Source organism: Streptomyces sp. NPDC060028, assembly GCF_042736725.1.
GTDB lineage: Bacteria > Actinomycetota > Actinomycetes > Streptomycetales > Streptomycetaceae > Streptomyces.
The window spans coordinates 1-17,840 of record NZ_JBHWVJ010000065.1; the positions used below are offsets into that span (position 1 = coordinate 1).

Annotated in this window: 17 protein-coding genes; 7 read left to right on the plus strand and 10 right to left on the minus strand. The window is 71.3% G+C overall.

Annotated elements, in window-relative coordinates; all coding sequences use genetic code 11:
- From sucB to ACFWBF_RS27005, 4 genes are all read left to right on the plus strand, one after another.
- Positions 1–1,064, plus strand: a 1,064-nt coding sequence (gene sucB, locus ACFWBF_RS26990; RefSeq protein WP_385606435.1) for a 2-oxoglutarate dehydrogenase, E2 component, dihydrolipoamide succinyltransferase, incomplete at its 5' end; no start/stop codon positions are given.
- A 133-nt stretch (positions 1,065–1,197) separates the two neighbouring features.
- Positions 1,198–1,821 (plus strand): GntR family transcriptional regulator, encoded by a 624-nt coding sequence (locus ACFWBF_RS26995; protein WP_150522086.1) that lies wholly within the window; start codon positions 1,198–1,200, stop codon positions 1,819–1,821.
- Positions 1,822–2,067: 246 nt separating this feature from the next.
- A complete protein-coding gene (aceE, locus tag ACFWBF_RS27000) occupies positions 2,068–4,752 on the plus strand; it encodes a pyruvate dehydrogenase (acetyl-transferring), homodimeric type (protein WP_385606437.1) in 2,685 nt (894 codons plus the stop codon).
- A gap of 117 nt (positions 4,753–4,869) precedes the next feature.
- The gene (locus ACFWBF_RS27005; protein WP_385606439.1) at positions 4,870–5,388 is read left to right on the plus strand and encodes a DUF4240 domain-containing protein; all 519 of its coding nucleotides are present in this window, start codon (positions 4,870–4,872) and stop codon (positions 5,386–5,388) included.
- Positions 5,389–5,417: 29 nt separating this feature from the next.
- On the opposite strand, the gene ACFWBF_RS27010 is transcribed toward ACFWBF_RS27005, so the two are convergent.
- Positions 5,418–6,188: an SDR family NAD(P)-dependent oxidoreductase gene (locus tag ACFWBF_RS27010; RefSeq protein ID WP_385606441.1), complete on the minus strand. Its 771-nt coding sequence runs from the start codon at positions 6,186–6,188 to the stop codon at positions 5,418–5,420.
- An 86-nt stretch (positions 6,189–6,274) separates the two neighbouring features.
- Here ACFWBF_RS27010 and ACFWBF_RS27015 point away from each other — a divergent pair, with 86 nt between their 5' ends.
- A complete protein-coding gene (locus tag ACFWBF_RS27015) occupies positions 6,275–6,928 on the plus strand; it encodes a TetR family transcriptional regulator (protein ID WP_385606443.1) in 654 nt (217 codons plus the stop codon).
- Here ACFWBF_RS27015 and ACFWBF_RS27020 read toward each other — a convergent pair whose 3' ends face one another.
- Complete coding sequence (locus ACFWBF_RS27020; protein ID WP_385606444.1) at positions 6,929–7,246, minus strand: MazG-like family protein; 318 nt, start codon at positions 7,244–7,246, stop codon at positions 6,929–6,931. It abuts the gene before it with no gap.
- 71 nt (positions 7,247–7,317) lie between these two features.
- Entirely contained in the window at positions 7,318–8,727 is a 1,410-nt protein-coding gene (glnA, locus tag ACFWBF_RS27025; RefSeq protein WP_385606446.1) for a type I glutamate--ammonia ligase, read from the minus strand.
- 184 nt (positions 8,728–8,911) lie between these two features.
- Here glnA and ACFWBF_RS27030 point away from each other — a divergent pair, with 184 nt between their 5' ends.
- Positions 8,912–9,379 carry an RDD family protein gene (locus tag ACFWBF_RS27030; RefSeq protein ID WP_385606447.1) on the plus strand — a complete coding sequence of 156 codons (468 nt, stop codon included), beginning with the start codon at positions 8,912–8,914 and terminating at the stop codon, positions 9,377–9,379.
- A gap of 760 nt (positions 9,380–10,139) precedes the next feature.
- Here ACFWBF_RS27030 and ACFWBF_RS27035 read toward each other — a convergent pair.
- The 5 genes from ACFWBF_RS27035 to ACFWBF_RS27055 form a co-directional block, all read right to left on the minus strand.
- Entirely contained in the window at positions 10,140–10,835 is a 696-nt protein-coding gene (locus ACFWBF_RS27035) for a DUF4191 domain-containing protein (protein WP_385606449.1), read from the minus strand.
- 10 nt (positions 10,836–10,845) lie between these two features.
- Positions 10,846–11,043 (minus strand): hypothetical protein, encoded by a 198-nt coding sequence (locus ACFWBF_RS27040; protein WP_266938884.1) that lies wholly within the window; start codon positions 11,041–11,043, stop codon positions 10,846–10,848.
- 206 nt (positions 11,044–11,249) lie between these two features.
- A complete protein-coding gene (gene lipA, locus ACFWBF_RS27045; protein WP_385230061.1) occupies positions 11,250–12,197 on the minus strand; it encodes a lipoyl synthase in 948 nt (315 codons plus the stop codon).
- 108 nt (positions 12,198–12,305) lie between these two features.
- On the minus strand, positions 12,306–13,103 hold the full coding sequence (gene lipB / locus ACFWBF_RS27050; protein WP_385606451.1) for a lipoyl(octanoyl) transferase LipB: 798 nt from the start codon (positions 13,101–13,103) through the stop codon (positions 12,306–12,308).
- Between the two features lie 76 nt (positions 13,104–13,179).
- On the minus strand, positions 13,180–13,536 hold the full coding sequence (locus ACFWBF_RS27055) for a hypothetical protein (protein WP_385606453.1): 357 nt from the start codon (positions 13,534–13,536) through the stop codon (positions 13,180–13,182).
- A gap of 173 nt (positions 13,537–13,709) precedes the next feature.
- Here ACFWBF_RS27055 and ACFWBF_RS27060 point away from each other — a divergent pair, with 173 nt between their 5' ends.
- Positions 13,710–15,149 carry a regulator gene (locus tag ACFWBF_RS27060; RefSeq protein WP_385606455.1) on the plus strand — a complete coding sequence of 480 codons (1,440 nt, stop codon included), beginning with the start codon at positions 13,710–13,712 and terminating at the stop codon, positions 15,147–15,149.
- 56 nt (positions 15,150–15,205) lie between these two features.
- On the opposite strand, the gene ACFWBF_RS27065 is transcribed toward ACFWBF_RS27060, so the two are convergent.
- Both ACFWBF_RS27065 and ACFWBF_RS27070 read right to left on the minus strand, forming a co-directional pair.
- Positions 15,206–16,486, minus strand: coding sequence for an FAD-dependent oxidoreductase (locus ACFWBF_RS27065; protein ID WP_385606457.1), 1,281 nt, complete (start codon positions 16,484–16,486; stop codon positions 15,206–15,208).
- A 210-nt stretch (positions 16,487–16,696) separates the two neighbouring features.
- Positions 16,697–17,599, minus strand: a complete 903-nt coding sequence (locus ACFWBF_RS27070) for a TIGR01777 family oxidoreductase (protein WP_385606459.1) — start codon at positions 17,597–17,599, stop codon at positions 16,697–16,699.
- Positions 17,600–17,840 lie beyond the last annotated feature (241 nt).

Consider the following 17,840-nt stretch of genomic DNA (forward strand, 5'->3'; position numbering starts at 1 on the left):
TGGCCGCCCCGGCCGCTGCCGCCCCGGCCGCCGCTCCGGCTCCGGTCGCCGCCCCTGCCCCCGTGGCCGCTCCGGCTCCGGTCGCCGCTCCGGCTCCGGTCGCGCCGGCCGCCCCCGCCGCCCCGGTTTCCGCCGGTGACGAGGGCGCGTACGTGACCCCGCTGGTGCGCAAGCTCGCCTCGGAGTCCGGCGTCAACCTGTCCACGGTCTCGGGCACCGGTGTCGGTGGCCGCATCCGCAAGCAGGACGTCCTGGCCGCCGCCGAGGCCGCCAAGGCCGCCGCCGCCAAGGCTCCGGCCGCCGCTGCTCCCGCCGCCAAGGCTCCGGCCGCCGCGGTGTCCGAGCTGCGCGGTCAGACGGTCAAGATGACCCGCATGCGCAAGGTCATCGGCGACAACATGATGAAGGCCCTGCACTCGCAGGCGCAGCTCAGCTCCGTGGTCGAGGTGGACATCACCAAGATCATGAAGCTGCGCGAGCAGGCCAAGGGCTCCTTCCTGGCCCGCGAGGGCGTCAAGCTCTCGCCGATGCCGTTCTTCGTCAAGGCCGCTGCCCAGGCACTGAAGGCCCACGCGGTCGTCAACGCCCGGATCAACGACGACGAGGGCACCATCACCTACTTCGACTCGGAGAACATCGGCATCGCCGTGGACTCCGAGAAGGGCCTGATGACCCCGGTCATCAAGGGTGCCGGTGACCTCAACCTGGCGGGCATCTCCAAGGCGACCGCCGACCTGGCCTCCAAGGTCCGCGGCAACAAGATCACGCCGGACGAGCTGTCGGGCGCGACCTTCACCATCAGCAACACCGGTTCGCGCGGTGCGCTGTTCGACACCGTCATCGTGCCCCCGAACCAGGTCGCCATCCTGGGCATCGGTGCCACGGTCAAGCGCCCGATGGTCATCGAGACCCCCGAGGGCACCGTCATCGGCGTCCGCGACATGACGTACCTGACCCTGTCCTACGACCACCGCCTGGTGGACGGTGCGGACGCGGCCCGGTACCTCTCGGCCGTCAAGGGCATCCTCGAGGCCGGCGAGTTCGAGGTCGAGCTCGGTCTCTGAGCCGAACGGCTTGTAACCAGCCTCACTGTCGGCGCCCTCGCCCGGGATACTCCCGGGCGGGGGCGCCGCCGTATTGTCTACGCATCAGGCCCCGCGTGACCCTGCACACCCACCAGGAGATGAACCGCCGATGATCACCCCACCCGTCGTGCACTCGCTGCGCGAGCAGATCCGCGAGCACATCGTGGAGGGGATCGTCAGCGGGCGCTGGAAGCCCGGCGAGCGCATCGTGGAGCGCCGGATCGCCGTGGAGCTGGAGGTCAGCCAGACGCCCGTACGCGAGGCCCTGCGCGAGCTGGAGACGCTGCGGCTGATCGAGTCGGCGCCGAACAAGGGCGTGCGCGTACGCAATCTCTCGGCGGCCGACCTGGAGGAGATCTACCCGGTCCGGGCCGGCCTGGAGCAGATCGCGGCCGAGCTGGCCGCGCCCCGGCTGGCGGCGGACTGCACGGCTCTGGAGCCGCACGTGGCGGCCCTGTGGGAGGCCGACCGCAGCGAGGACGGCACGGCGCAGGTGCGGCACACCGTCGGCTTCCACCGGGAGCTGGTGCGGGCGGCCGGGAACAGCGTGCTGCTGCACACCTGGGAGAGCCTGGGCATCGAGGTGTTCACGGCCCTGTCCATCCGGTGGCTGGGGACCGTCCAGAAGTCCTACGCCGAGGAGCACGAAGCCCTCGTCGAGGCGTTCCGCAGCCAGGACCCCGAGATCGGTCTGCTCGTGAAGCGGCACGTACTGGGGTGCGCGCCGCGCGCGTGATCACCCCCTGACGACGCCCCTCCCGGGCGCCCCTTTTACCCTGATTTGCCCGGCACCGCGTGCCTTTCTTCCTGGCACGCGGTGCCGACTTTTGTCATATGGACGTTTCTTCGTCACTTTTATTTGATCGATCATCGATCAGCGATTTACAGTCGGTTCCGGACCTCAACCAGGTTCAACAACCCTGTCCTGCCCGTCAGGGATTTTCTTCACCACCTCTCCTTGTCCGGAAGGCGGCGCACACCGATGTCCGACCCCGTAGGAAAGCTTCCGAGCGAGCTCGACCAGCTCCCGGACCGCGACACCGAGGAGACCGCCGAATGGGCGGCCTCACTCGACGCCGTCGCCAAGGCCGCCGGTACGCGCCGCGCCGAATACCTGCTCCGCCGCACGCTGCAGCACGCCGAGGCCGCCGGCCTCGCGCTGCCGAAGCTGCTGGAGACGGACTACGTCAACACCATCCCCACCGCCGCGGAGCCGGAGTTCCCCGGTGACGAGGAGATGGAGGCCAGGATCACCGCCTGGAACCGCTGGAACGCGGCCGCCATGGTGACCCGCGGCTCCAAGTACGGCGTCGGCGGCCACATCGCCACCTTCGCCTCCGCCGCGTGGCTGTACGAGACCGGCTTCCAGCACTTCTTCCGCGGGAAGGAGGCCGACGGATCGGGCGACCAGCTCTACATCCAGGGCCACGCCTCCCCCGGCATCTACGCCCGCGCCTTCCTCGACGGCCGGATCTCCGAGCAGCAGCTCGACAAGTTCCGCCAGGAGTCCGGCGGCAACGGCCTGCCGTCCTACCCGCACCCGCGGCGCCTGCCGTGGCTGTGGGAGTTCCCGACGGTGTCCATGGGCCTCGGCCCGCTGTCCGCGATCTACCAGGCGCGCTTCAACCGCTACCTGCAGAACCGCAGCATCAAGGACACCGCCAACTCGCACGTCTGGGCCTTCCTGGGCGATGGCGAGATGGACGAGCCCGAGTCGACCGCCGCCCTGGCCCTCGCCTCCCGCGAGCAGCTCGACAACCTGACCTTCGTCATCAACTGCAACCTGCAGCGCCTCGACGGTCCGGTCCGCGCCAACTTCCGCGTGGTCCAGGAGCTGGAGGCCCAGTTCCGCGGCGCCGGCTGGAACGTCATCAAGTCGCTGTGGGGCTCCGCCTGGGACGAGCTGTTCCAGCTCGACACCACGGGCGCCCTGGTACGCCGCCTGCGCGAGGTACCCGACGCGCAGTTCCAGACGTACGCGACCCGCGACGTGGCCTACATCCGCCAGCACTTCTTCGGCGCCAACGCCGAGCTCGTGCAGCTGGCCGGCGTGCTCTCCGACGCGAAGATCGCCGAGTGCTTCCACAGCTCCCGCGGCGGCCACGAGCCCCGCAAGGTCTACGCCGCGTACAAGGCTGCCCTGGAGCACAAGGGCGCGCCGACGGTCATCCTCGCGCAGACCGTCAAGGGCTACACGCTGGGCGCCGGGTTCGAGTCGAAGAACGCGAACCACCAGATGAAGAAGCTGACGATCGACGAGTTCAAGGACATGCGTGACCTCCTTGGCCTCCCGATCCCGGACAGCGCCTTCGCCGACGGCCAGGTCCCGTACGGCCACCCGGGCGCGAACAGCCCCGAGGTGCAGTACCTGAACGAGCGCCGCGCGGCCCTCGGCGGCCCGGCCCCGGCCCGCAAGGTCAAGCACGTGGCCCTGCCGGCTCCGGCCGAGCGCTCCTTCGCCCCGCTGCTCAAGGGCTCCGGCAAGCAGGAGATGGCCACCACCATGGCCTTCGTCCGGCTCGTCAAGGACCTGATGCGGGACAAGGAGACCGGCAAGCGCTGGGTGCCGATCGTCCCCGACGAGGCCCGCACCTTCGGCATGGAGTCCCTCTTCCCCTCGGCCGGCATCTACTCGCCGCTGGGTCAGACGTACGAGCCGGTCGACCGCGACCAGCTCATGTACTACAAGGAAGCCAAGGACGGCCAGATCCTCAACGAGGGGATCACCGAGGCCGGCGCCATGGCCGACTTCATCGCCGCCTGCACGTCGTACGCGACGCACGGCGAGCCGATGATCCCGTTCTACATCTTCTACTCGATGTTCGGCTGGCAGCGCACCGCCGACCAGATGTGGCAGCTCGCCGACCAGCTCGGCAAGGGCTTCATCGTCGGCGCCACCGCCGGCCGCACCACGCTGACCGGTGAGGGCCTGCAGCACGCCGACGGCCACTCGCACCTGATCGCGTCCACGAACCCGGCGTCGCTCAACTACGACCCGGCCTTCGCGTACGAGATCGCGGTGATCGTCAAGGACGGTCTGCGCCGCATGTACGGCGAGAAGCCGGAAGACGTCTTCTACTACCTGACGGTCTACAACGAGCCGAAGCCGCAGCCCGCGATGCCCGAGGGCGTCGAGGAAGGCATCCTGCGCGGCCTCTACCGTTTCAACACCGCGGCCGACCTGGCCGGGGCCGCCCCGGCCGCCGACGCCCCGAAGATCCAGCTGATGGCCTCGGGTACGGCGATCCACTGGGTGCTGGAGGCGCAGCAGCTGCTCGCCGCCGACTGGAACGTGGCCGCCGACGTCTGGTCCGCCACCTCCTGGGGCGAGCTGCGGCGCGACGCGCTGGAGTGCGACGAGGCGCTGCTGCGCGGCGAGGTGCGCACCCCGTACGTCACCCGCGCGCTGGAGGGCGTGACCAGCCCGGTCCTCGCCGTGTCCGACTGGATGCGTCAGGTCCCGGACCAGATCAGCCAGTGGGTGGAGCAGGACTACACCTCGCTGGGCACCGACGGCTTCGGCCTGTCCGACACCCGTGAGGGCGCCCGCCGGCACTTCGGTGTCGACGCCCAGTCCATCGTGGTGGCCGCGCTGGCCCAGCTCGCCCGCCGCGGCGAGGTACCGGCGTCCGCCATCAAGGAGGCCCGGGAGCGCTACGGCCTCTGAGCCGCCCGCGACCGGGATGCGAAAGGCCGGTGTCCGCCCCCTGTCGGGGGTGGACACCGGCCTTTCGCCGTACGCGCGGTGGCGGCGTGGGGGTGGACCCGTGATGCTGGAGCGGTGATGGACGAGACGGAGTTCTGGGAGATCGTCGACCGTACCCGCGAGGCCGCCGAGGGCGACCCCGAGGAACACGCCGAGCTGCTCGTGGAGCGGCTCGCGCAGCTCGATCCGGACTCCGTCCTGGACTTCGCCCGGCACTTCGAGTCCCGGTACAACCGGGCCTACACCTGGGACCTGTGGGGCGCCGCGTGGGTCCTGCTCGACGGGGCGAGCGACGACGCGTTCGACTACTTCCGGTGCTGGCTGATCGGCCAGGGCCGGGAGGTCTTCGAGGGCGGGGTGCACGACCCGGACCAGCTCGCGGAGCTGCTGGCCGAGTTCGACGAGGAGATCGACGGGGACGGCGAGGAGCTGGGGTACGCGGCCGACGAGGCGTACGAGCAGCTGACCGGGGCGGTGGCGCCGGATCTGGGGGTCCCGCTGCAAGCGGCGGAGCCGGAGGGCGCCCCGCTGGACTTCGAGAACGAAGCCGTGCTCGCGGAGCGCTTCCCCCGGCTCTGGGACCGTTTCAGAGGCTGATGCCGGTTGGTGCCGATGCCGGCTGATGGCTAGTAGTGCGTACCGCCGTCGATGCGGATCTCCGTACCGGTGATGAAGGCGCCGTCCTCGGAGCCCAGCATGGCGACCACGCCGGCGACGGTCTGCGGGCCGGCGAAGCCCTGGCCGAGGGCCGGGGCGAGCTTGGCGAACAGGCTCCAGTCGGTGTCCTCGGGCAGGCCGGGGCCGGTGCCGGTGGTCATGCCGCTCTCGATGGAGCCGGGCGCGACGGAGACGAAGCGCAGGCCCTGCTTGCTGTACTCGGCGGCCAGCGCGTGGGTCATGGACTGGATGCCGCCCTTGCTGGCCGCGTAGGCGGACATGTAGGGGTGGGCGAAGGACGCCGAGGTGGAGCTGAAGTTGACGACGACCGGCTGCGCGCCCTCCAGCAGCGCCGGGAGCGATGCGCGGATGACCAGGAAGGTGCCGGTCAGGTTGACCCCGATGACCTTGTTCCAGAGGTCGAGGGTGGTCTCGTGGGTGTGCGCGGAGCGCAGGATGCCCGCGGCGTTGACGAGTACGTCGAGGCCGCCGAGGCTCTCGACAGCGGCGGCCACGCCTTCCTTGACCGCGGTCTCGTCGGATATGTCGAGTACGGCGGTGGTCAGGCGGGCCCCGTGCCCGTCGGCGGCGGCCTGCTCTGCGGTGGCCTTGAGGCCGGCCTCGCTGACGTCCACGGTGTGGACGCGGCCGCCCTCCGACAGAATGCGGTGGACGGTGGCCTGGCCGATGCCGGAGCCGCCGCCGGTGATGAGGACTCGCCGTGCTTCGTAACGGTTCATGGGGCGAGCCTACCGGCGCGATGGCACGTTTTGCCAGCCTGGCAATGCACGCAGTTGTCGGCAGTCCGAGGGAGTACCCTTCCTTGGTGAGATCCCCACGTCCGTACGCTCCCCAGGCCGGCCCCGCAGCCCAGTCGCTGACCGAGCGCCGCAAGGCCGCCACCCAGCTCGACATCGCCCGCGCGGCCTGTGAACTGTTCGCCGAGCACGGCCCGGACGCCACGACCGCCGAGGACATCGCCCACCGGGCGGGCGTGGCGCTGCGGACGTTCTACCGCTACTTCCGCAACAAGCAGGAGGCGGTGGCCCCGCTGCTCGCGGGCGGCGGTGACGCCTGGCGCGCCCTGCTCGCCGAGGAGGACCCAGGCACCCCGCTGACCGAGGCCCTGGAACGCGCCGTCACCCGTTCCCTGAGCGACTCCCAGGCCGTGGAGGAGGGCCTGGAGGTCACCCGCGGCCTGCTGCGCGCGGCGGTGACCGACGAGGCCCTGCGCGCGGTCTGGTACAAGGTGAACCAGGACTCCGAGGAGCGCCTGGTCCCGGTGGTGGCCCGGCTGGCCGGCCCGGACGCCGACGTGCTCGGCATCCGCCTCCTCGCCGCTGCGGCCACGGACGCGATCCGCATCGCCCTGGAACTCTGGTCGGGCACCGACGCCCCGGTCAGCGGCCCCGGCTCCCCGGCGGAACTCGCGGTCCGCTGCCTGCGCGACCTCACCGGCGCCATGCCCCTGCTGCGCTGATCAGAGGAAGTTCCGCGACTTCTCCTCCAGGTGCGAGGCGAAGAAGGCCGGGGCGTCGGGCCGCATCCGGGCGAGCGCGACCATCGCCGTCACGATGACGTCGGCGACCTCCGCCTCTACGTCGCCCCAGGTGTGCGAGTTCCCCTTGCGCGGATTGGTCCCCTTGGCCCCGATGACGGCCTGCGCGGCCTCGCCGAACTCCTCCCCGATCTTCAGGATCTGCAGCGTCACGCTCTCCTCCCGCGCGACCCCGCGCTCCCGGTCGTGCGCGTCGAACCGCGCGACGAGCGCGGCAATGGTCTTCCAGGGATCTTCCATGGCCCGAACCTAGCCGGAAACGACGAAGCCCCGCCGGGCTCCGAGGAGACCGGCGGGGCTTCGCGCGCTGTTTAGATGTCGAAGTAGAGCTCGAACTCGTGCGGGTGCGGGCGCAGCGCGATCGGGGCGATCTCGTGCGTGCGCTTGTAGTCGATCCAGGTCTCGATCAGGTCGGGGGTGAAGACACCGCCGGCCAGGAGGTACTCGTGGTCCTCCTCGAGGGCCTTGAGGACGTCCTCGAGGCTGGTCGGGACCTGCGGGACGCTCGCGTGCTCGTCGGGCGAGAGCTCGTAGAGGTCCTTGTCGATCGGCTCCATCGGCTCGATCTTGTTCTTGACGCCGTCGAGGCCGGCCAGGAGGAGCGCCGCGAACGCCAGGTACGGGTTCGAGGACGGGTCCGGGGCGCGGAACTCGACGCGCTTGGCCTTCGGGTTGGAGCCCGTGATCGGGATGCGCATGGCCGCGGAGCGGTTGCGCTGCGAGTACACCATGTTGACCGGCGCCTCGAAGCCCGGGACCAGGCGGTGGTAGGAGTTCACCGTCGGGTTGGTGAACGCCAGCAGCGACGGGGCGTGCTTGAGGATGCCGCCGATGTAGTAGCGCGCGGTGTCCGAGAGGCCCGCGTAGCCGGCCTCGTCGTAGAACAGCGGGTCGCCGTTGGCCCACAGCGACTGGTGGACGTGCATGCCCGAGCCGTTGTCGCCGAAGATCGGCTTCGGCATGAAGGTCGCGGTCTTGCCGTTGCGCCAGGCGACGTTCTTCACGATGTACTTGAAGAGCATCAGGTCGTCGGCCGCGGCGAGCAGCGTGTTGAACTTGTAGTTGATCTCGGCCTGGCCACCGGTGCCGACCTCGTGGTGCTGGCGCTCGACCTGGAGGCCCTGGGCGTCCAGCTCGAGGGAGATCTCGGCGCGCAGGTCGGCGAAGTGGTCGACCGGGGCGACCGGGAAGTAACCGCCCTTGTAGCGGACCTTGTAGCCGCGGTTGTTCTCCTCGGAACCGGTGTTCCAGGCGCCGGCCTCGGAGTCGATGTGGTAGAAGCTCTCGTTCGCGGTGGTCGCGAAGCGCACGCTGTCGAACACGTAGAACTCGGCCTCGGGCCCGAAGTACGCGGTGTCGGCGATGCCGGTGGAGGCGAGGTACGCCTCGGCCTTCTTCGCGATGTTGCGCGGGTCGCGGCTGTAGGCCTCACCCGTGATCGGGTCGTGGATGAAGAAGTTGATGTTGAGCGTCTTGTCCTTGCGGAACGGGTCCAGGCGCGCGGTGCTGATGTCGGCGCGCAGCGCCATGTCGGACTCGTGGATCGCCTGGAAGCCGCGGATCGAGGAGCCGTCGAAGGCCAGCTCCTCGTTCGGGTCGAACGCGCGCCCCGGAATGGTGAAGTGCTGCATCACACCAGGCAGGTCGCAGAAGCGGACGTCGACGAACTTGACGTCGTTCTCCTCGATGTACTGCTTCACTTCGTCGGCGTTCTGGAACATCCAACTCCTCCTACTCCCGGCCCCGGGGCAGGGCGGGCTTTATAGCTCGTGGTGCGTCAGTGCGGTGCCGCACGCTGACCCGACCATAAGCAGACGGGATTTCTCAGGCATGACCCATTTGTTTCACACAAGTTAACCAGGGTCCCGCCGGAATGCCGGGGAGCAGCACGGGTACCGTGGTCGCGTGGACAAGAGGCAAGCAATCGGATCCTGGCTCTCCGGCCCCCGCGCGGCCGCCGAGGACATGGGCGTCGACTTCGGCTACCCCGGCCGGCAGCTCGGCCTGCCGCAGCAGGGGCCCGGCTCGGTGGCCCGGTTCGGGCGCCGGTTCGGCGCCGTGGCCATCGACTGGATCGGCTGCCAGCTGATCGCATACGGGCTGATCACGGGCCGCGACGCGAGCGCGACGGGCAACTGGACGCTGGCGCTCTTCGTGACCCTGAGCATCCTGACCGTCGGCACCGTGGGCTTCACCCCCGGGAAGCGAATCCTGGGGCTCCGGGTCATCTCGCAGGACGGCGGGCGCCTCGGCATCGGCCGCGTGGTGCTGCGCACCGTGCTGCTGGCCCTGGTCATCCCGGCGATCGTCTGGGACCGCGACGGCCGCGGCCTCCACGACCGCCTCAGCCGCGCGGTCCAGGTCCGCATCTGAGAGCAGCACATACAGACGCACAGGGGGCGCCTGGGAGCGATAGCTCCGAGGCGCCCCCTGTGCGTCTGTATGCAATCCGGATCCAGGACTCCTGACAGAAGCCACCCCAAAGGGGGATCCATCCCGTCCGGCACCGAAATGATGCCAACCCCCACTAGCGTGGCGATCACACGGATGACCCCGGGCGTGCGCCAACACCCCGGGGTCTGGCCAGCGGCAGAAATACTTCGATCTACATCGCCGACAAGGGCTGGGAGCACGTAGGTACGTACTCCGACGAAGGATCTGGGCATCTTCGGGTATCGAATCCTCAACCCGGGCCGCCGCGGCGAGCAGCGCGTGGTGATCGATGAGTGCGACGGAGGAGACCGCTGCTCCCGGTCAATCCCTTGCACCACTCGTCACGAGGCGCCCGTCTTGCGCCGGGCGAGGCAGCTTGCCGTCGAAGAGCAGGGCAAGTGGGGCCGCGTCGCTCTGGACCTCTTCCCCAACGGGGAGGGGATGGCCCGCCAGAAGGGGGGCCTGGCTCCCCGGACCGTCCTGGAAGCCCTCTTGAAGAAGGCGAGGACCGATGCACGGTGGGCCCAGCTTGACGCGGAACACGGCTCCACGGGGTTGCGCGGCCATTGGCGGCGCTGGATGGACTCAGGCCTGTGGGAGGCGCTCATGAACGCGTTGGAGGGGTGCCCGGGCACCCCTCCGACGAAGCCTCATCCACTGCCGTCGATGGAAGTGACCGCACAGGTCACTCCCGATGCCCTCATCGCGGCCGCGGACCTCGCATGCCGCGCCCTCCGGGCATCGGGCCCTTGGGGATCGGCATGTTGCTCATCAGGTCGCCCATGGCCCGGAGCTTGTCGTTGACCGCGGTGATCTGCGGGCCGGCCAGGACCCGGGGCAGCTTCAGCAGGGTCGTACGGACCTTCTTGAGCGGCACCTCGCCCTCGCCGGTGCCGACGATGAAGTCGTGGACCGGGATCTCGGGCATGATCCGGGCCAGCTTCTTCTTCTCGTTGGCCAGCATGGGCTTCACCCGGTTCGGGTTGCCCTCGGCGATCAGCACCACGCCCGCCTTGCCGACGGCACGGTGGACGATGTCCTGCTGCCTGCTCATCGCGACGGCGGGGGTGGTCGTCCAGCCCCGTCCCACGTTGTCCAGTACGGCCGCGGCCGCGCCCGGCTGTCCCTCCATCTGCCCGAAGGCAGCCCGCTCGGCCCGTCGTCCGAAGACGATCGCCATCGCGAGGAACGCCACCAGGAAGCCCAGGATGCCCAGGTAGACCGGGTGGCCGATCAGGAAGCCGATCGCGAGAAAGACACCGAAGGTGACGATTCCCACGCCCGCGACGATCAGACCGACCTTCGGGTCGGCCTTGCGCGTCATCTTGTACGTGAGGGCGATCTGCTTCAGTCGCCCGGGGTTCGCAGCAGTCTCTGCGTTTGACTTCCTCGCCATGCAGCGAAGTTTACGTGGCCTGCGGAGTCCGGGTCGCCGCGGCCTCGAGTACGTGCTCGGTTTCGACCCGATCCTTGGCCCTGCGGCGGTCTTCGAGCACCGCGGTCCAGGCGTTGCGGCGGGCTCCGCTCATGAGCAGCGACTCGATGCCCCGGAAGGCGTCGGTGACGGACGGGATGGCGATGGCGCGTACGGGCGCGGCCTGCATGATGTCGATCCCTTTCACGTGCTCACTCGGTGGTGTGTGCGGTGCGTGGAGCAATCGTCACTGATTGGTGTTACCAGGGTGTGGCCAGTCGGTCAAATGTGATTGACGCGTTGCACACATTGACGCGGCCCGCCGGACTCTTCCTGGAAAGAGCCTAGGGGCCGCGCCGTGCGGTGTTACCCGCGAGTAAGACTTTGTGCGCGACTTCACACAGTCGCGCGCTTCTCCATCGCCTGCTGGTAGAGACGGCCCGCGCGGTACGAGGAGCGGACCAGCGGCCCGGACATCACACCGGAGAAGCCGATCTCCTCGGCCTCCTTCGCCAGCTCCACGAACTCGGCCGGTTTCACCCAGCGCTCGACGGGGTGGTGCCGCGGCGAGGGCCGCAGGTACTGGGTGATGGTGATGAGCTCGCAGCCCGCCTCGTGCAGGTCCTTCAGGGCCTGCGAGACCTCTTCGCGCTCCTCGCCCATGCCGAGGATCAGGTTCGACTTGGTGACCAGGCCGTAGGCGCGCGCCTTGGTGATCACCTCGAGCGAGCGCTCGTAGCGGAAGCCGGGGCGGATCCGCTTGAAGATCCGCGGCACCGTCTCGACGTTGTGCGCGAAGACCTCGGGGCGGGAGGCGAAGACCTCCTCCAGCAGCTCCGGGACCGCGTTGAAGTCCGGGGCCAGCAGCTCGACCTTGGTGTGGCCCGACTCGCGGCCCGCCGTCTGCTGGTGGATCTGCCGGACGGTCTCCGCGTACAGCCAGGCGCCGCCGTCGGCCAGGTCGTCGCGCGCGACGCCCGTGATGGTGGCGTAGTTCAGGTCCATCGTGACCACGGACTCGCCGACACGGCGCGGCTCGTCCCGGTCCAGGGCCTCGGGCTTGCCCGTGTCGATCTGGCAGAAGTCACAGCGCCGGGTGCACTGGTCGCCACCGATGAGGAAGGTGGCCTCGCGGTCCTCCCAGCATTCGTAGATGTTCGGACAACCGGCTTCCTGGCACACCGTGTGCAGTCCTTCGCCCTTCACCAGGGCCTGCATCTTGGTGTACTCGGGACCCATCTTGGCCCGGGTCTTGATCCACTCGGGCTTGCGCTCGATGGGGGTCTGGGCGTTACGGACCTCGAGGCGCAGCATCTTGCGTCCGTCGGGTGCGACTGCGGACACGACCGGCTCCCTGTGACTTTGATTCTTCGGCGCCCACCAGGGTACGCCCGTAATTTCGTACGCTCTTACGTCCGCCAACCTGCGAGGGCGCGGCGGCATTCCCCGCTGCTAGCCGGCGGCCGGCTCTGTCTCGCGGGGCCGGAGCTCCGCGTGCTCGAACACCTCGGTCAGGTGCCGCTCGACGACCGGCAGCACCTCGGCGATGGTGATCTCGCGGCCCAGCTCGTAGGAGAGCGAGGTCACACCCGCGTCCCGGATCCCGCAGGGGACGATCCGGTCGAACCAGGTGTTGTCGGGGTTCACGTTGATCGCGAAGCCGTGCATGGTGACGCCCTTGGCCACGCGGATGCCGATGGCGGCGAGCTTGCGGTCCTCGCGGCGCTGGCCGGCGTTGGACGGGGCGTACTCGGGGCCGTTGAGACGGGCGTCGAACTCCTCGTCCTGCAGACGGGGGTCGAAGTCCAGCGAGAGCCCGCCGATCTTCGGGCGCTCCTCGACGGGGTCGCCCAGGACCCAGACGCCGGAGCGGCCCTCCACGCGGGTGGTCTCCAGGCCGAACTCGGCGGCGGTGCGGATCAGGGCGTCCTCGAGGCGCCGGACGTGTGCGACCACGTCCACCGGCCGCGGCAGCTTCATGATCGGGTAGCCGACCAGCTGGCCCGGGCCGTGCCAGGTGATCTTGCCGCCGCGGTCCACGTCCACGACGGGCGTGCCGTCCAGCGGGCGCTCGCTGTCGGCGGTGCGCCGGCCTGCGGTGTAGACGGGCAGGTGCTCCAGCAGCAGGCAGGTGTCCCCGGCCTCGTCCGCGAAACGGGCGGCGTGCACCCGGCGCTGTTCTTCCCACGCCACCGTGTACTCGACGGCTTCCGGCCCGAAGCCCAGATGGACAAACCCAAGCTCAGCCACCGCGGCGCCTCCTCGTTGAACCTGCTGCGTGCACGTATCGCACCAAGCAAGGGTACGGCGGCCCGCGCGGGAGGCTTCAGGCGCCTGCCGGCGGCCCCGGCGGGAGCCAGATCGGCGGCTCCTCGCGGGCCTGCGGCGCGGCCTCTCCCCCGGCGCCGGGGCCCGTCGCCGGCGGGCCGGGCAGCTGCCTGGGCCGCCGGCGCCCCTTGGCCGGCCGGTCCGGGTCCTCGTCGGCGCGCGGCAGCCGCCGGTGTCCCTCGGAGTGGTCGTTGACCCAGCCGCACACCCCGCAGGCGTAGCGGCCGTCCAGTCCCGCGATGTACGTCCCACAGCGCCGGCACTCCGCCTCGGTCAGCTCGGGCGCGGGCAGCGGCGCCGTGGACTCGGCAGTTCTCTCGGCGGAAGGGCGCACCCCGGTGGTCCGGCGGGTCATGGGCGGCAGCGTACGCCGACGGAGGGGGTCGGTCCGTAAAGAGCCCCGCCGATTCTGCACACGATCGGATGAATGTGGGGCAGAGCGGGCGGCGCAGGCGGAGTTCGCCGCTACATTCACGCCGTTCACAGGGCCGGGACTCCGGTCCGTCACGTCAGGAGACCGTGGAGCCGATGACGGAACGACCTGCCCAGCGCGTCCCCAACCGGCAGCTCGCGGCTTTGATCGCGGAAGCCGGGTTCTCCAACGCCGGGCTAGCCCGCCGCGTCGACCAGCTCGGCCTCGAACACGGTCTCGACCTGCGGTACGACAAGACCTCCGTGACCCGCTGGCTGCGGGGGCAGCAGCCGCGCGGCACCACCCCGGCGCTCATCGCGGAGGTCTTCACCCGGCGCCTCGGGCGGCGCCTGTCCGCCCAGGACCTGGGCCTGGACGCCTGCGCCCCCGTGTACGCCGGTCTGGAGTTCGCGGCCACCCCCGAGGAGGCCGTGGACATCGCGAGCGGGCTGTGGCGCAAGGACTCCGGCTCGCACGCGGAGCTGCGGAAGATCGCCTTCACCCCGGCCGGGCTGGTCGTGCCCAGCCGGGACTGGCTCATCGGACGGGCCGACGAGCGCGTGGGCCGCGGCGCCGAGCAGACCGCCGCGCGGGTGCCCGTACAGGGCCGGGCCTCGGTGCCCCGCCAGCGGCAGATCGACCGCGGGCCCGGGCAGCGGGTGACCGGCGGGGACATCGCGGCGCTGAGATCGGTGAGCGAGCTGTTCCGCACCCTGGACCAGGCCTACGGCGGCGGCCATGCCCGCCAGGCCCTGGTGCGGTACCTGGAGCACGAGGCCGAGCCGATGCTCCGCGGCACCTACGGGGAGACCACCGGGCGGCGGCTGTTCTCGGCCGCCGCCGATCTCACCCGGCTCGCGGGCTGGACCTCGTACGACATCGCCGCGCACGGGCTGGCCCAGCGCTACTTCGTGCAGGCGCTGCGGCTCGCGCAGGCCGCCGGGGACCGGCCGTACGGGTCGTACGTGCTGGTCACGATGAGCCGTCAGGCGGTCTACCTCGGCCACGGCCGCGAGGCCGTCCAGCTGGCCCGCGTGGCCCAGCAGGGCGTCGGCTCCGGGCCGCCGCCGGTGGTGCAGGCACTGCTGCACTCGGCGGAGGCGCGGGGGCACGCGGTGCTCGGCGAGGTCCGGGCGTCCACGGCCTCCCTGGTGCGGGCCGAGCGGGCGCTCGGCGCGGCCCGGCCGGGGGACGACGTACCGCACTGGGCGCGGTTCTTCGACGAGGCGCAACTGGCGGACGAGTTCGGGCACTGCCACCGGGACCTCCAGCAGTACCGGGCGTCGGCGCAGCACGCGGAGCGCTCCCTGCAACTGCGGGCGCCGGGGTACGCGCGTTCGCGGCTGTTCTGCCGGGTGGTGCTGGCCACGGCGCGGCTGGGGCTGGGCGAGCTGGACCAGGCGTGCGCGCTGGGCGCGGAGGCGGCGCAGCAGGCGATGGAGATGCGGTCGGTGCGCGCGGTGGAGTACGTACGGGACTTCGAGCGCCGGCTGGAGCCCTACCGGGACGCCTCGGCCGTGCGGACGTACCGGGACCGGGTGGCGGCGCTGTCCTGAGGCGGGGGGTGCGGGCCCGGCCCCCGGTCGGGACCGGGCCCCTGGTCCGGTGGTTCTCAGGCCGCCGCCCGGAGTGCGGGCTGCACGGGGGCCGGGAGCGGGATGCCGAAGTCGCGCAGGACGGCGGTGGCCGCGCGGCGGGCCGAGCGCAGGGCGCCCTGGACCGTGTTGGTGTCGCGGTGGTCGCCGCACACGTACAGCCCGGCCAGGACCCGGACCGGGCGCCGCATGTCGTGCGGCGGGGGCATCGCGGGGACGGCCTCCGGGGTGTGGTGGACGGCGAGCGGCTCCCAGTCCCGGGTGGCGGTGTCGTAGAGCCGGGCCAGGCGCGAGGCGACGGTGCGCGCGGGCGGTGGCGGGCCGAGCACGGTGGTGGTGACCAGGCTGCGGCCGGCCGGGGCGCGCGTCGGGTCGACCGCGCTCATCACGGCGGTGTGGGCGACGGGCCACTTGGGGTCGCCGTCCAGGAGCAGCGAGCCGTCCCAGGGCAGCGGGGCGGCGGTGGCGTGGTGGATGACGGTGACCTCGTGGAAGTCGGGCACCCGCAGCCCCGGCAGCAGTTCGGCGGCGGCGCGGGCGCCGGTCGCCAGGACCGCGGAGCGGCAGCTGAAGTCGCCGTGGTCCTCGGTGGTGACGAGGTTGGTCGCCACCGACCGGACCCGGACCCCGGTGCGCACGGTGCCGGGCGGCAGCGCGGCGGCGAGCAGGTCGGGCAGGGTGGCGGCCCCGCCCTCGGGAACCGCGAGCCGGCCGCGGGCGAAGGTGCGCAGCGCCAGGTCGGCGACGCGGCTGGAGGTGGTGAGCCCCGGGTCGCGGAGCAGGGCGGCGAGCAGGGGGCGCAGTACGCCGTTCAGGGAGCGCGGGGGCAGTCCCCGGGAGGACCGCAGGGCGGCCTGGGCGGTGCGTTCGGGCCGGGCGAGCAGGCGCTCCTCGGGCAGGGCAGCGAGGCGGCCGAGGGCCGCGCTGAGCCGTGCCTGATCGAGGGAGCCGCTGGCCAGGGCGCGGGCGGGGGTGAGGGCCCCCGCGCGCAGTTGTTTCCCCTCGGTGTGGACGAGGACCCCGGGCGCGAAGGGGCGTAGGACCAGGCCCTCCAGGCCCGGGGTGCGGGCCGGCTCCGAGTAGGAGGTGTTGAGCAGTTGGCCGACCCGGTCCAGCCGGAAGCCGTCCACGGCTTCGGTGGCCATCCGGCCGCCGGGATCGCCGGCGGCCTCCAGGACGGTGACCGTGACCCCCGCTGCGATCAGGTGGTGCGCGGCGGCGAGTCCTGAGACTCCCGCTCCCACGATGACTACGTCCGCGTGGTGTGCGCTGTTCGTGCTGCGTGTGCTGCTGAGCACGTGCCCCTCCCCGAGGTCGGCGCGGCTGTGTTTCGTCCTCCTTCCCCCCAACGGCTCCGGTGGAACCCGAGTCAGGCGAGCTATTACGGTCAACTCCGGTCGCACGGCGGTCGCATCCGGGTCACGAACGGTCGCACGGTGGTCGCCCGGTGCGCTTCTCCGGTGCGCCCTTCAGCGCGCCCTTCATTGCGCCGCCCTTCATTGCGCCTTTCAGCGCGCTCCTTCGTCGAGCGCGGCGCGGATGGAGTCCTCGATCCCCGGATCGCGGAACACGAACCCCGACTCCAGCAGCCGGGCGGGCCGCACCCGCTGGCTGCCGAGCACGTCCTCGGCGAACGGGCCGAGCACGACCTTGAGGGCGACCGCGGGTACGGGGATCACCGCGGGGCGCCGCAGGACCCGGCCCATGGCCGCGGTGACCTGGCGGTTCGTCAGCGGTTCGGGGGCGGTGAGGTTGACCGGGCCCTCCAGGGAGGGGGTGTCGATGATGTGCCGCAGGGCCGCGATCTCGTCCCTCAGGGAGATGTGCGACCAGTACTGGCGGCCGTTGCCGAGGCGGCCGCCGATGCCGGCGCGGAAGACGGGGAACAACTGGCCCCAGGCCCCGCCCTGCCGGGCCACGACCAGGCCGGTACGGGCGAACACGGTCCGGACCCCCGCCGCCCGGGCGGGGGCCGCCGCGGCCTCCCACTCGACGCAGACCTCGGCGAGGAAGCCCTGGCCGGCCGGGGAGTCCTCGTCGACGGCGCGGTCACCGGTGTCGCCGTAGTACCCGATGGCGGAGCCGCTGACGAAGACCGCCGGGGGGCGGGGCATGGCGGCGATGGCGTCGGCGATGGCCCGCGTGCCGTCGACCCGGCTGTCGCGGATCTCGCGCTTGTACGCGGCGGTCCAGCGGTGGTCGCCGACGCCGGCGCCAGCCATGTGCACGACGGCTTCGCAGCCGGCCAGGGCGGCGGGGTCCACGTGGCCCCGGGCCGGGTCCCACTCGGCCTCGTCGGGGGCCGTCGGCTCGCGCCGCACCAGGCGGACGACTTCGTGGCCGTCGGCGCGGAGGTTCTGCGCGAGGGCGTGCCCGATGAGGCCGGTGCTACCGGTGACTGCGATTCGCATGCCCCCATCCTGCCGCGTGGGCCGCGTGCACGGGCGCCCGCCTGGCCCCCTGGGGCTCCGCCCCGGACCCCGCGCCTCAAACGCCGGCGAGGCTGGTTGTGGGCTGATGCCGCCTCGTGGCGGGCACCGCCGCCCGGGGTCAGGTACCCAGCCAGGTGCCCACCGCGTAGGTCACGGCCATGGCCAGCCGCCTCGTGGCGGGCACCGCCGCCCGGGGTCAGGTACCCAGCCAGGTGCCCAC

Coding starts and splice junctions, on each gene's coding strand:
- aceE (WP_385606437.1), top strand. CDS start 2,068: ATGTCCGACCCCGTAGGAAAGCTTCCGAGCGAGCTCGACCAGCTCCCG.
- ACFWBF_RS27005 (WP_385606439.1), top strand. CDS start 4,870: ATGGACGAGACGGAGTTCTGGGAGATCGTCGACCGTACCCGCGAGGCC.
- ACFWBF_RS27010 (WP_385606441.1), bottom strand. CDS start 6,188: ATGAACCGTTACGAAGCACGGCGAGTCCTCATCACCGGCGGCGGCTCC.
- ACFWBF_RS27020 (WP_385606444.1), bottom strand. CDS start 7,246: ATGGAAGATCCCTGGAAGACCATTGCCGCGCTCGTCGCGCGGTTCGAC.
- glnA (WP_385606446.1), bottom strand. CDS start 8,727: ATGTTCCAGAACGCCGACGAAGTGAAGCAGTACATCGAGGAGAACGAC.
- ACFWBF_RS27035 (WP_385606449.1), bottom strand. CDS start 10,835: ATGGCGAGGAAGTCAAACGCAGAGACTGCTGCGAACCCCGGGCGACTG.
- ACFWBF_RS27040 (WP_266938884.1), bottom strand. CDS start 11,043: ATGCAGGCCGCGCCCGTACGCGCCATCGCCATCCCGTCCGTCACCGAC.
- ACFWBF_RS27055 (WP_385606453.1), bottom strand. CDS start 13,536: ATGACCCGCCGGACCACCGGGGTGCGCCCTTCCGCCGAGAGAACTGCC.
- ACFWBF_RS27060 (WP_385606455.1), top strand. CDS start 13,710: ATGACGGAACGACCTGCCCAGCGCGTCCCCAACCGGCAGCTCGCGGCT.
- ACFWBF_RS27070 (WP_385606459.1), bottom strand. CDS start 17,599: ATGCGAATCGCAGTCACCGGTAGCACCGGCCTCATCGGGCACGCCCTC.